The 12,645-nt window shown below is 69.5% G+C and carries 16 protein-coding genes and 1 pseudogene; 9 read left to right on the forward strand and 8 right to left on the reverse strand.

Going from position 1 to position 12,645, the window contains the following annotated elements:
• The first annotated feature begins 112 nt into the window (after positions 1-112).
• Both P3T39_RS33670 and P3T39_RS33675 read left to right on the forward strand, forming a co-directional pair.
• Positions 113-520: a hypothetical protein gene (locus tag P3T39_RS33670; RefSeq protein ID WP_280703071.1), complete on the forward strand. Its 408-nt coding sequence runs from the start codon at positions 113-115 to the stop codon at positions 518-520.
• Positions 517-744, forward strand: a complete 228-nt coding sequence (locus P3T39_RS33675) for a hypothetical protein (protein ID WP_280703072.1) — start codon at positions 517-519, stop codon at positions 742-744. The genes P3T39_RS33670 and P3T39_RS33675 overlap by 4 nt, the downstream gene beginning before the upstream one ends.
• 206 nt (positions 745-950) lie before the next feature.
• On the opposite strand, the gene P3T39_RS33680 is transcribed toward P3T39_RS33675, so the two are convergent.
• The 6 genes from P3T39_RS33680 to P3T39_RS33705 form a co-directional block, all read right to left on the reverse strand.
• On the reverse strand, positions 951-1,574 hold the full coding sequence (locus P3T39_RS33680; protein WP_280703074.1) for a hypothetical protein: 624 nt from the start codon (positions 1,572-1,574) through the stop codon (positions 951-953).
• 326 nt (positions 1,575-1,900) lie between these two features.
• Complete coding sequence (locus P3T39_RS33685) at positions 1,901-2,827, reverse strand: recombinase family protein (protein WP_280703076.1); 927 nt, start codon at positions 2,825-2,827, stop codon at positions 1,901-1,903.
• Between the two features lie 171 nt (positions 2,828-2,998).
• Entirely contained in the window at positions 2,999-3,496 is a 498-nt protein-coding gene (locus P3T39_RS33690; protein WP_280703078.1) for a hypothetical protein, read from the reverse strand.
• Positions 3,497-3,765: 269 nt separating this feature from the next.
• The gene (locus tag P3T39_RS33695; RefSeq protein ID WP_280703080.1) at positions 3,766-4,491 is read right to left on the reverse strand and encodes a hypothetical protein; all 726 of its coding nucleotides are present in this window, start codon (positions 4,489-4,491) and stop codon (positions 3,766-3,768) included.
• Between the two features lie 336 nt (positions 4,492-4,827).
• Complete coding sequence (locus P3T39_RS33700; RefSeq protein ID WP_280703081.1) at positions 4,828-5,001, reverse strand: hypothetical protein; 174 nt, start codon at positions 4,999-5,001, stop codon at positions 4,828-4,830.
• A gap of 61 nt (positions 5,002-5,062) precedes the next feature.
• Positions 5,063-5,215, reverse strand: a complete 153-nt coding sequence (locus P3T39_RS33705; RefSeq protein ID WP_280703082.1) for a hypothetical protein — start codon at positions 5,213-5,215, stop codon at positions 5,063-5,065.
• Between the two features lie 533 nt (positions 5,216-5,748).
• Between P3T39_RS33705 and P3T39_RS33710 the strand changes: the two genes are divergently transcribed.
• Positions 5,749-6,093, forward strand: coding sequence for a hypothetical protein (locus P3T39_RS33710; RefSeq protein ID WP_280703083.1), 345 nt, complete (start codon positions 5,749-5,751; stop codon positions 6,091-6,093).
• Between the two features lie 90 nt (positions 6,094-6,183).
• A pseudogene (locus P3T39_RS33715) lies at positions 6,184-7,104 on the forward strand (transposase); the annotation flags it as partial.
• A gap of 48 nt (positions 7,105-7,152) precedes the next feature.
• Here P3T39_RS33715 and P3T39_RS33720 read toward each other — a convergent pair.
• Positions 7,153-7,344: a hypothetical protein gene (locus P3T39_RS33720; RefSeq protein ID WP_280703084.1), complete on the reverse strand. Its 192-nt coding sequence runs from the start codon at positions 7,342-7,344 to the stop codon at positions 7,153-7,155.
• Between the two features lie 166 nt (positions 7,345-7,510).
• Between P3T39_RS33720 and P3T39_RS33725 the strand changes: the two genes are divergently transcribed.
• From P3T39_RS33725 to P3T39_RS33745, 5 genes are all read left to right on the forward strand, one after another.
• Positions 7,511-7,774, forward strand: coding sequence for a hypothetical protein (locus P3T39_RS33725; RefSeq protein WP_280703093.1), 264 nt, complete (start codon positions 7,511-7,513; stop codon positions 7,772-7,774).
• Positions 7,746-8,273, forward strand: a complete 528-nt coding sequence (locus tag P3T39_RS33730; protein ID WP_280703085.1) for a DUF6879 family protein — start codon at positions 7,746-7,748, stop codon at positions 8,271-8,273. Before P3T39_RS33725 ends, P3T39_RS33730 begins: the two co-directional genes overlap by 29 nt.
• A gap of 23 nt (positions 8,274-8,296) precedes the next feature.
• Entirely contained in the window at positions 8,297-9,145 is an 849-nt protein-coding gene (locus P3T39_RS33735; RefSeq protein ID WP_280703086.1) for a helix-turn-helix transcriptional regulator, read from the forward strand.
• Positions 9,146-9,405: 260 nt separating this feature from the next.
• Positions 9,406-9,840: an ATP-binding protein gene (locus tag P3T39_RS33740; protein WP_280703087.1), complete on the forward strand. Its 435-nt coding sequence runs from the start codon at positions 9,406-9,408 to the stop codon at positions 9,838-9,840.
• Between the two features lie 232 nt (positions 9,841-10,072).
• Complete coding sequence (locus tag P3T39_RS33745; RefSeq protein WP_280703089.1) at positions 10,073-11,206, forward strand: methyltransferase domain-containing protein; 1,134 nt, start codon at positions 10,073-10,075, stop codon at positions 11,204-11,206.
• A gap of 248 nt (positions 11,207-11,454) precedes the next feature.
• On the opposite strand, the gene P3T39_RS33750 is transcribed toward P3T39_RS33745, so the two are convergent.
• Complete coding sequence (locus tag P3T39_RS33750; RefSeq protein ID WP_280703090.1) at positions 11,455-12,273, reverse strand: hypothetical protein; 819 nt, start codon at positions 12,271-12,273, stop codon at positions 11,455-11,457.
• Between the last annotated feature and the right edge of the window lie 372 nt (positions 12,274-12,645).

Consider the following 12,645-nt stretch of genomic DNA (forward strand, 5'->3'; position numbering starts at 1 on the left):
TGCGGCTGCCGCACAGAGGCGAGCTGCGCGGCGCCGTACGGCGATCAGGAACGCGGTCGGTCGGCGGGGTGGCAGGTCGTCGGGGGCGGTGATCAGGACGCGGGTCCAGTCGGTGATCAGCTCGACCAGCTTGTGGGCGCGCGTGGCGCCGGTGCTTTTGAAGGAGAGCACGAGCAAGGACGGCATGCTTGCCACCAACACGATGAGCAGCAGCGTCGCACTCGCCAGGATGGTGGTCGTGCGGGCGGGGGCGAGCAGGGTGCGTGACAGGGATACGGGCAGCATCAACAGTTCTCCCCAGGTGTGGTCGGTGAACGTCCCGGCGCTTGATGGGCGGGACGTGCTTCCGAGCCTCGGTGCCCGTGGTGTGGTTGTGGAAGGGGAACACCCCACTTCCCGGCCGGAGACGCTTCCGGTGTGCCCGAAGAACCTGGTGCGGGGGCGGGTTGCCGACCGGGAAGCCGGGATGTGGGGCCAGACTCGGACGCGAGCTCTGCGGTTACAGCACCGGGCCGAGTGATCGTCACCGTTGTTCAAGGGGCACGGACCGCACTGCGGGCACTGCGGGCACCCGGCAAGGGGGAGCACCTGAAGCTGGAGCACGGCAAGCCGGTCAGCCATCCGACCCCCGTGCCCGTGGCACCGTCCGAGCGGTGCACCCAGCCGCCCGGGCGCGAACCGGCCAGGCGGCAGCCGCAGGCGGGCCTGCGGATCGGCGTGGTGGAGCACCTGCCGGCCGAGTGACGCCGCCGGGGCGGCGACGTCGGGGCGTTCCGCCGGCCTACGACTCGGTGGTGCCGTACCTGGAGGGTGAGCACCATGCTGCTGATCGTGGTGTTGGACGAAGCGAGAGGGCGGTGAACGGCCGGGGCGTCCTCGCCCCGGCCGTTCACCGCCCAGCTCCGGCCCTGCCGGTGCCCCCGTGGCGGGCGGCCCGGCGTCCGAGTCCGCTACGCGGCGTCGAGGCCGTGCAGTTGGGCCTGCGCGTCGGCCAGGGTGGTCTTCGGGACGCCGATCAGTACCTGCGGGGAGCCGATTTCCCCGCTCGGGCAGAAGCGGGCGTCCTTGAAGACGGGGATGGGCAGGGCCAGGACTCCCTCGTTGCGGAACAGGACGAGGAGGTTGCCGGTCGTGCAGCTCGCGTTCGGGGCGATCGGCGGGGAGGAGAGCCAGGTGACGGGCTGGTAGACCGAATGTCCCACCGGTACCACAGTGCCGTGCGCCCGGTCGGTGGAGAAGATGCCATCGCCCAGGACACCGGTGGTCAGCCTGGTGAACTCGCCGCTCGTGTGGTCGGTCCGCAGATCGGCGGGCCCGTACATCACGCAGTTCTGCCTCGAGGTGTTGGTGAGCTTGATGACGCCGGTCCACCGGCCATCGGCACTCTTGTTCAGACCGATCATCTTGGGCGCGATGTCGCTCTCCGACTCGGAGTTGCCGCACAGAGCGACGTCATGGCCACTTGACCGCGCCGCAGATCCGGCGGCACTGGCGGGGCCGCTGAAGGCGGTGAGGGTGAGGACGGTGGTCGCGGCGAGAGCCGCGGCGGTGAACAGACGACGGTGAGCCGACATGGTGAACCCCCTGAGTTTTCCGGCCTGTTGCTCACAAGAGGCCGGGTTCGCCGTTGCTGGTATCTCTCTACACGCAGCCCCGGCCCGCCCGGTCGCGCCTGTTACAGTTCCGTGACGGGCGAGTTGTGCCGAGGCCGCGCCACCAGTCCTGTACCTCCTCGCTTCGGGTCGACCACCACTGCCGTTCCCGTGGCCGGGTCCCAGCCCTCGACACGCACCGTACGGCCGAACCAGGAGGAGGAGAGGGCGCACAGAGAGGGCTGTCAGAATTTCCGGGCACCTTCGGCCTCGGGGAACATCGGTACAGCGGTTGGCGCTGAGATCGATCATGGTCCGATCGGCGCGAGTGTGCTGACGCGGTTCTCGTACTCACGGCGGGCCTTGCGCTGGGCCGGAACAGCCGGGACACCCTGGCCGCCGTCGAGCGGCTGGCAGCGGGCGAGGAGGTGACGGTGCACGGCCGGGACGGCGGTGACGCGCAGGGTGTAGCCCTGGCCGCGCCGAACGGTTGTCCCTTGGTCGAGCGCGGCGCGCGCTGCGGGCTCCAGGTCGACGGCACGGAGGAAGTCGGCGACCTTGCCCGGCATGTCGAGGGTGACCGGTAGTTCTGGGGCGGGGGCGTCCGGGTCGGCGGCCGTGTGCTCGGGCAGGAGGTCGGCGACAGCCGTGCGGATGGCGCCGCGGCTGACGCCGTGGTCGCGGGCGAGGGCGGCGATGGAGCGGCCCTCCAGATACGCGGTGCGCACGGCGCCGGTTGTTTCGGCCGCCACGGCGGGGCGGCGGCCGCCCTTGCTGCCCTTGGCCTCGGCTGCCCGCAGCCCGTCGTACGTCAGCTCGCGCTGGAGGTCGCGCTGGAGTTCGCCGGCGGCCGCCAGGGTCTGCACCATGAACTTCACGGTGGACAGCAACTCGCCGGTGCGCGGGTGACGGGCGGTGAGGTCCATCGCGGAGAACGCGCCGTCGTGGATGCGCAGGGCCAGGCGGTCGCGGTGGAGGACGTCGAGCACGTCGAGGATGTGCTGATTGCCGCGTACGAGGCGGAACATCTCGGAGATGTGCACGGTGTCGCCGGGCCGCGCGTGGGTGAGCAGCTCGCGGAACTTCGGCCGCTGGAGCGGATGGAGGTGGCTGGAGGTGCCGGGGTCTTCCTCGAAGACGACCGGGTCCTCGATCCCGGCCTCGTCCAGGACGAGGTCCCGGCGGGCGGTGGACTGCTGGTCGGTCGAGACCCGCTTGTAGATGAGGTTCGCCACCCGGAGTGCCCTTTCACGCGGAGGATTGGACCTTACTTGTCGTCAAACCCTGTCAGCAATCACCATCGGATCTGATTGGATTCGGGCTCTACCGATCCCGGAAATCCACGGGTTCATTGGACGTCCGGTTGCCCTGTCGTCAAACGATCGATTGACGACAGGCGCTGGGGGTCATGCGGCGGACCCGTCGGTTGTCGGCGTCGCGGTGCGAGCCGCTGGCTCGATACGGCGGCTCGCGGGTGTCGGGATGGCGATGTTGCGCATGAGGAGGAGCGCCGCGAAGGCGAGCAGTCCGGCGGTGGCTCCGCTCCAGGCGATGGTGGATCCGATCGCAGCGGTGGGCGTGGCGTGATAGCTCATCAGGGACTGGCCGCAAGCCAGGCCGAACGCGCCGCCGATCTGCTTGGTGAGGGCGGAGCCCGCGGTGGCGGTGCCCATGTCGGCGTGTGGGACGCAGTTCTGGGTCGCGATGGTGATGCCGCCCGTGGCCGGTCCGGTGCGTCCGGCGATCAGTAGCCATACGCACATCCATGCTGGCGGTGTCGCAGCGTCGAGAGTGAAGAAGGCGGCGGTGCCGAGGGTGAGCAGTCCGGCGCCGGCCAGGAGTGCGGGCTTTGCGTGTCCGCTGCGCAGGACGGCGGCGGCGGTGAGCCGGTTGCCCAGCGTCATGCCGATGAGCGGGGGGAGGAGCAGGCGGATCAGCACCAAGTCACACGAATCGGTGGTGCGAGCGCTCCGGGAAGCCAACCGAAAACTGCACGTGGAGAACGAGCGGCTCCGCAACGACCTCGCCGTGGCCCTCGGACAGCTCCGCGACCTCCGTCGAGGCCTTGACGCCTCCGTGTGACTGAGTCCGTCAGCTTCGCCGCCAACAAATCGGCACAACTTCCCATCTACATAGGCAAGCTGACGTGATCTGTCGATCAGCTCGGGGGCCCTCAGAGATCCGAGGCGTCAATCCAACAAATCGTCGCCACCAGATCGGGAGCCTTGTCAGTTGCTTCGGCTGCCAGAAGTGCCCAGTCCCGGCATTCGGCCACGATCCGAGCCCAGGGCAACTGGCGGTCGATGTCCCAGTCGATGCCCGGACCCCGACGCCAGAAGGCCCCGTTGTTCGGCTTGATCTGCCACACCTGGAAATAGAGCACCGCCTGGCCGTGAGCGGCAAGATCCCTGATGACCTCAGCAAGGTGAGCCGTCGGCCATGCCGGGTCCAGGTTCCCCAGCGGGGCCCGCAGCGCAGCAGCCCGGGGCGGGATCACGAGCTCGCGGACGCCGAGATCCGTCAGCGCCCAGCGAAGCGCCTCTCCTTCGCTGTCATCGGGGGCCTCCCCTCGCTGCCGGAAGGCTTCATAGGCTCGTTGAAGATCGGGCACGGCACGCTGGATCTCCAGGCCCGCCAAGGCTTCGGCCGCCCATTGGCGAACAGTGGCGTTCTCGCTGTCCAACAGGCCGATCAGCACGTCTCCCGGCCGCGGATCCTTCAGCGCAGTGAAGACCTCGATGGCGCAGAGCTGCCCGAACGCCCCCAGGTGAGGCACTGCCGCGATCAACTCGTCAAGCACCTCTGGCCCCATGGCGATCAGCGCATGCTGGGCGTCTTCTGCCACTTCGCTCGAATCCGCATCGAGCTCGCCAACCCGCTGAGCAATCGTGCCGTCCATGGCCACGGAGTCTGGCCCATGTCATCCACCGCGACCAGTCAATAATCCAGGCACCTCGCGCCCACGACAGGTACGAGCCCTCGGCTCAGCCGACTGGGGCCCACCGCTCATCGACCCGCCGAGCGATACCTGTCTGACACTGTCAGCCACGCAAAGTCGCAGGTGAAGCCGACCACCAGCAGTGACAGATACAGATACCGGCCTGCTCATCAGTTAAGAACTCAACCGGCACGGGCCGGAGGGTAGCCGGGCTGACGCCGGATCAGTTAGCCGTCACTCGAACCCCTGCGCGGAAGATCTCTCCCGTGGTATCGGCCTCCGGGACCATGATCGTTCTCACCGATAACCACGGTTCCATTGATCCCCGAGGCCGGATTCAAGGTCTCGTTCCAGGAGAGCGAGGGCGGAGTTCGCGTATCGAATCGCGGTCTTCTCGCTGAGGCCGAAGACCTCAGCGAGGTGGAGCGGATCGGGGCCGTGGGCGAGGGCTTCTTCGAGCTGGCGGTCCATGCGGAGTCGTTCCAGGGTGGCGGTCTGGCGGTGCAGAGCTGGCCCGGCGACCGAGTTCCTACTAATGGGGCCGGATGGTGCCGTCCGTCAGCCCGGCCGACGCCCGCGCGAGCACGAACCCGGCCAGCGCGTCGGTCTCGAACTGCTCCAGCTCGTCCGCAGAGACCGGAGTCCGCACGTCGCGGAGGTCCCGCACGACAGCCAGTGCCGCCAACCCGAGCCTCCTCACCTTCACTCGACCCGCCGATCGGTCGGACGAGATGAGAACGCTTCAGGAATCCCGAAGTTACGTCACCTGGCGGGAGACCACACGAAGGAGGAGAAACCCCCTGGCCACGGGGCTCGGCACTCAGCGGGGCTCAGAAGAACTCGCGGGATGTCGCACATTGGGCTCACCTTGGCCGGACCCGTGGTGGTCAAGCTCGCCACGCTTACCGCTACGTAACCGCTGCCCGATTGATCCCCGAGGCCGTATCAGAAGCCTTCGCGGCCCGCAGACGCGCGGCTACGATGCATGGCAGGTATTTCCAAACCGTCACGGCAACTCCGGGCCACGTGGAGGGCAGATGGCTATCAGGATTGACCGAAGCCTTGCCGATGAACTCAAAGAGCGAAAGCTTGTCTTGGAGGAGCGGCGAGAGGGCAGGACGCCGGTCATTCACGTATGCCTGGATCGGAGCCATGGGCGATACAGCGGTAAGTCGGTCGGCCACGTCCGCCCAGGCGCAGACGGTCTATGGGTGGCATATGGGCAGCACATCGCATCATAGCGAGCTGTCCCGAAGGGAACCAAACGCGCAGAAGGCTATAGACACGGTCATCGACGGTCAGGGCGCCCACTACGGCGACATCCTGGAGGCTGTGGAGGCGGAGACGGGTCGACGGGCGACCTACACCATCCACTTCAGCAGCGTGGAAATCGGTGAGTGGTTCGGCATGCTCAGCGAACCGAGAGGAATGACCCACCTCGGCGGCGGCAGCGTGCGGTTCACCAACGCTTATTACCGGAGCCGCTCCAAGTGGAGCGGTGTCTACGTTCAAGGTGATGTCTTCTACTACGACTACGGCTCCTACCCGCTGATCGCCGATTGAGGCCGAAATGACCGCCCTCGCCTAGAAGACTCGTGAAGATCTTGGGTTCTGGCCTCGCCGCGTAAGCGGCGGGGCCAGACTGCTTCTTGTGGCGACCTGCCCGAGCAGCAACTCGGCGAGAAGGCCGCGAACGCGGTCGGTCTGCTGGCCCTGGTCGCGGGACAGGACGTCGAGCCGGCCGAGGAGTCCGACGGCCGGGACGGGCGCTGGCGCATCACCCGGGGCACCGCCTACGACCGGATGGTGTCCACCGTCGACCCCGAAGCCAGGCACGTGCACAAGACCCGCTCCCACCAGCAGGACGGCTTCAAGGCCCACCTCGCCGTCGAGCCCGAGACCGGGTTGTACACCGCCGTCGCCCTGCGGCCCGGCGCCGGAGCCGAGCACCACGAGGCCGCCGTCGGCATCGACCTGCTCGCCGACGAGGACGCCCCAGTGGACGCCTTCGGCGACACCGCCTACTCCACCGGCGACGCGCGCCAGACCCTGCAGCAGGCAGGCCACCGACTGTTCCTCAAACCCGCCCCGCTACGGCCCGCGGTGCCCGGCGGCTTCACCCTGGACGACTTCGCCATCGACACGACCGTGGCCACCGTGACCTGTCCGGCCGGACACACCGTTGCCCTCTCTGATCCCAGCGGGCAGCACCACCAGCGCAAGGCCGCGTTCGGGAGCCTGTGCACCGGGTGCCCACTGCGCCAGCGGTGCACCAAGGCCAAGGCAGGCCGCATCCTGACCATCCGCCCGCACCACGACCTGCTCGCCGCCGCCCGCCACCAGGCAGCCACCGACCCCGACTGGCAGGCTGACTACCGCCGTTGGAGGCCGCCGGTCGAACGAGCGGTCGCCTGGATCGTCCACCGAGGCAACCGCAGACTCCGCTACCGCGGCACCATCAAGAACGACAGCTGGCTCCACACCCGAGCCGCCGCACTCAACCTCCGCCGACTGGTCAACCTCGGACTCACACGCACCGGCAGCACCTGGCACCTCACCCCGGCCACCGCATAACCAGAGGGGCCACCCGGCCTGCAGCCGGACAGCCCCTCAACAAGATCTTCATGAGTCTTCTAGGTCGCCAGGGCGCAGCGTGTGGCTGCTGATCAGGCCGCGCTTGAGGTTGCCGTCACCGGTGTACTGGCCGATGTAGCCGCACTCGCTGATCAGCATGATGGTGACCGTCGGATCGGACAGCGAGGGGAAGTCCTTCATCCTGCTGACCTTGAGCATGCCCGAGGTGTAGAAGTCCATCGACCGATCGTGCACCCAGCCACCAGGCGGCGGCAGGCGATTGGCGAATCCTGGGGTGGGTCGACGGCCGGACTGGGCACGTGCTCCCGCGCGCCCTTGACGACCTGTCACCCGGGGAGGAGCGTCGGTGCAAAAGCGCGCAATCGGCTTGGTATCGGAGGGCACCATGGACCTAGAGTTCGTCGGGATCGACCCCAACACGGAGCACGAGGGCTCGCCCACCGTATGGGTGGACAAGGAAGAGCGGGAGCTGGTGTTCCAGGGCTGGGAGTGTGGTGCCGAGTTGATCGAGCACATCAGCTCGACCAGCTGGGCCGAGGGCCATGCTCCCGGCATCCCCCAGGGCGAAGGGGTGTTCCGCATTCCGGCCCGCATGATCCCGATCATCAGGAAGGCGTGCGATGACGCAGAACGTGCCGGACTTCTCTGAGCTTCTGGCCGGCGCCCGGCGCTCGGCGGTCCACCTGGAGATGCGGGATACCTACGCCGGGCAGGACAGCGGCCGGTTCGCCGAATTCCAGCGCACCGGTATCGCCGACCTGGACCCCGACTCGCCGTTCTGGACACCCTGGACGTCGATGATCCGGGAAGCCATCGGTCGTGGTGTGGCGATCCGCCGGGCGCGAATCGTCTCCGAGCCCGTGACCGACTACGTCAGGTACGAGCACACCCTGACCGTGGCCAACGTGAGCATCGGCGAACAGGTCCGCTGGCTGCCCCGCCGCCTGGCGTCGGACATCGCTCTGCCAGGCAACGACTTCTGGCTGTTCGACGGCAGGATCGTCCGGTTCAACCACTTCACCGGCACGGGGGCGTGGGCCGATCCGAGGGTGGAGATGCGCGAGGACCCCGCCGTGGCGAAGCTCTGCACCGACGCCTTCGAGGCGGTCTGGGAGCGCGGAATCGACCACGAGAAGTACACCGTCTAACCCCACATCAGGACGACCAGCTCATGCCCTCCTCTCCCTCCTCCAGCGCCCAGGCGGCCCGTGTCGCCGTCGCCGCGCGTCTGCGCGAGCTGATGCTGGACGCCGGGCTTGAAGGGCGGGAGCTGGCCGTCCGGTGCGGATGGAACCCGTCCAAGACCTCACGCATCATCAACGCCAAGACACCCCCGTCCGACGCGGATATCAAGGCATGGTGCCGAGCCTGCGACGCCGAGGACCAGGCCGCCGACCTCATCGCCACCTCCCGCGCGGTGGAGTCGATGTACATGGAGTGGCGGCGCCTGCACCGCGCCGGGATGCGCAAGGCCCAGGAGACCCTCCTGGCCGAGTACGAGCAGACGGCGCTGACCCGCGTCTACGTCTCCAACGTCGTCCCCGGCTTCTTCCAGACCACCGCGTACGCGACCGCCCTCCTGCGGATGATCCGCCAGTTCCAGGGCTACCCCGATGACGTCACCGAGGCGGTCGCCGCCCGTGTCGCCCGCAGCCGCTTCCTGTACGAGGGCGGCCACCGCTTCGTCGTCATCATGGAGGAGGCGGTGCTGCGCCACCGGGCCGGAACCCGGGAGACGATGGCCGGCCAGCTGCGCCATCTGCTCGCGGTGCTGCCCCTGCCTTCCGTCACCCTCGGGATCATCCCCGCCGGGGGCGAGCGCACCATGTGGCCACTGGAAGCCTTCTATCTGCACGACAGCCGGCGCTCCGTCGTGGAAACCCTCACCGCCGAGATCAACGTGGTGCAGCCGCGTGAACTCACCGACTACGCACGTGCATTCGAGCAGCTGGCGAAAACGGCCGTCTACGGCCCAGCCGCGAAGGACATCATCACCGCGGCTCTCGCCGACTTCGCGTGAAAGTCTGCAATCGTATGCAACTGCGTTGAGCGCGCATGCCGTTACTCCCTACCGTCGATCCGTCGCCCGCCGTGACGGACCGGACACCCGATCCCCGGCGGGCGAGCTGGGGCCGCTGCGCCCGCCTGCACCCCCGTCGGGCGGGCGCAGCCGTCACCGCCGACGAGAGAGCGGAGAACCGCCGTGGCCGCGCACCCCATAACCCGCCGCCCACCGGCTGCGGCCGCGCAGCGGTGGAGCCGGCGGGCGCGAGGTGCCCGGTGACCGCAGCCGTCGAGACCCCCGCACCGCCCCTGGTCGCCGACTGCGCCAGGGTGCTACTGCCCTACGAACCGCAGTCCGCCGCCGCGGCTCGCCGCCTGGTGCGCACCACGCTGCGCGGGTGGGGCCTGGAGGATCTGGTGGAGGCAGGCGAGCTGACTGTCAGCGAGCTGGCCGGCAACGCTGCGAAGACCGGCTGCCGACGCCGGATGACGGTCACCGTCGAGCGGATCACCGAGCGGTGCGTGCGGATCAGCGTCCGCGACGGCTCCCGCTCCCTGCCCTGCCTGATCGACGTCGGTCCCGCCGCCGTGTCCGGCCGCGGCCTGGCCCTGGTCCACCACCTCACCGGCGGGCACTGGGGCGCCTCGTTGGAGACGTTCGGCAAGACCATCCACGCGGATCTGCGCACCCGTGCTCCCACCCCGGCGTAACCGCCGTGCCCCGGTGCGCCGGGGCGTCCCTCTACTCCTCCCGGGCCTCGGGAGGGCACCATCACAGCGACGACGAGGAGGTCGGCATGGACATTGACGGTGGCCACGGTGGGGGAGGCTCGGGTGGCGACGGAGGCGGGGGTGACGGGCACCCGGGGACTCCGTGGACGCCGCCGTCCGACCCGCCGTCCCCTGACGGCACGACTCCGCCCGGGGACGGGGGACACCGCACGTGACGCTCGCTCCTGAGCAGGAGGGCCGCCCCGCGCCGGGGCGGTCCTTCCCCGTCGCCGACGCGTGGGCGCCGGCCTTCGACGCGGTTCCGCGCTCGCTGTTCCTGCCGGACCTGGTGTGGGCGCACGACATGACCACCGGCCGCAGCCGCCCCGTCGACCGGACCGCCGACGAGGCCGGCTGGCTGGCGGCGGCGGCCGCGGACATCCCGATCGTCACGCAGTGGGACGACGGCGAGCACCAGGGCATCGAGCCCGGCACGGTGCCGACCAGCTCGGCCTCGATGCCGTCGCTGGTCGCCTCGATGCTGGATGACCTCCAGGTGGAGCCGGGGATGCGGGTGCTGGAGCAGGGCACCGGCACCGGCTGGAACGCCGCGCTGCTGAGCCACCGGCTCGGCGACGCGAACGTGACCACGGTCGAGATCGACCCCCAGGTCTCGGCCCAGGCCCGCGCTGCACTCGAGCGCTCCGGCTACCGCCCGCAGGCCGTGTGCGGCGACGGTGCGCTCGGCTACCCGCCCGGCGCCCCGTACGACCGGACGATCGCCACCTACGGGCTGCGCACCATCCCGCAGACATGGATCGAGCAGACCAAGCCGGGCGGCCTGATCCTGGCGCCGTTCGGCACCCACTACTCCAACGCCGACGCCCTGGTCCGCCTCACCGTCCACGGCGATGGCACCGCGAGCGGGCCGTTCCTGCAGCCGGTGGAGTTCATGAAGATGCGCTCCCAGCGCCTGCGGTGGCCGCAGAACCCCGCCGACGGCGGCACCGTCGTCGAGCACACCACCACCGCCGTCCTGCCGCCGCACGGCAAGTTCGACCCGTTCCCGCTCGCCGCCGGCCTGCGCCTGCGCGACGTCGTCCACGCTGTCCAGCCCCACGATGACGGCGGCCGCACGCTGTGGCTCTACTCGCTCACCACGCCGGCCTGGGCCGCCGCGACGTTCCGCGACGGCGAGGGCGCGCACCAGGTCCGTCGGTACGGTGGCCGCTGCCTGTGGGACGACTTCGAGCAGACCCTCACCTGGTGGCGCCGGGCGGGCGAGCCCGGCGTCGAGCGTCTGGGACTCACCGTCACCCCGGGCGGCTGGCACGCCTGGCTGGACGACCCCGCTCGGCCGCTCTGACCGGCGCCCGGCCTGGTCCGGCGCCGCGAGAGGCCTCGCGGCGCCGGACCCGTTGCCGAACAACTTCCTGCCCGTAGTTGCCCGGCCCGGCTCTACGCTCGTCCCTGACGGGCTGTCATCTCGACGGCAGACGAGGGTAGTAGCGCGGCCTGGCGTGGCACCGGCAAGAGCCAGTGGGATGCGGCCGAGGAGCACCAGCCGCGCCAGCGATCGTCAGCAAGCCGCCGCTGACTGAGCGGTCCGCTCGCCTACACCCGGTGGCCAGCCCTGCCGAGCTCGGTTCGCACCTCCTGGTCCATGGCCTGACGCAACCTGGTGAGGAGAACCTTGGCCTGCCGGTACATGTCCTTGACCGGGACTGGGCCGCCCGGGCCGCCGACTGTGCGGCCCAACCGCACGGATTCCAGGCGCAGCAGGCCGGAGGCAAGGTGGGCGGCGTTCTCGGCGGCGTAGCTGGTCTCTGAGTCCAGGACACGACCGATCTCCATGGCCGTCCGGGCCTGGCGCAGGTGCAGCATCGTGGCCCACCCTGCGTTGTCGTTGACCAGGTGGCTGGTGCTCTTGTAGCCGCGCAGCACGTCGGGCACCGTCTCGGGGCCGCAGGTGAGCGTCATCGTGGTTTCCACGACGGACAGCAGGGCGCCCAGGAGGACGGGGACGTCCTTGCGCCGACTCGCGGCGCCGGCGGCCGGGCACGCGGTGCCCAGCGCGAGCAGCGCTTCGGTGAGCTGGCTCGCGTCGGCTGCCACCGGGCGGTCGACCAGCAGGGCGCTGGTCAGGCCGGGCGGGGCTCCGTCGGGGAAGTCGTCGTCGCCGAACTCGGCGGCGTAGGCAGCTTCGCGCTGCAGGGCCTGCTCGCTGCCGGCGACGACGGCGTGCTCGGGGTGCTCGCCCGCCTTCAGCAGGGTGATCTGCGGCGGCCACATCACGTTGTTGGCGTGCAGGAGGACCGGGCCCACATGTTCGGCGCAGACGATCAACGAGATGTCCAGATGCCGGTGGACCTCGAACTGGGCGGGGGCCGTGCAGTGCTCGGGGTCGGTGGGGCCGTTTTCCTGGCCCAGCACTGCTCGATCTCAGGGAGTGGGGTTTCGACCATGGCGGCAGATTGGCAGCGGGTGCCGTCCTGTGGCGCCAGCGCCATGGCCAGTCGGTGCGGGATCCCTTGCGCGGCCGGGCTGGGAGAGTGCTGCCGGGTTGGCGGGGTCATCCGGACGGCCGGGCGTACGGATGACCCCGCCAGGTTGACAGTCGTGCAGGTCACCGAGCGGCGGGAGCCGGTTCGCCAACTACCGCTGACGGTCGCGGCTGTGACGGAGCGCCGTAGTTTGCGAGTGATCGTTTAGAAGCTGTTGTCTTTCCGATCTTGAGGTCTGCCTTTTCGTTGGTCGGGCATAGGGTCGGTGGCCCCGTGGGAGTGGTGACCTGTCGTGTCGTCG

Source organism: Kitasatospora sp. GP82, assembly GCF_029892105.1.
GTDB lineage: Bacteria > Actinomycetota > Actinomycetes > Streptomycetales > Streptomycetaceae > Kitasatospora.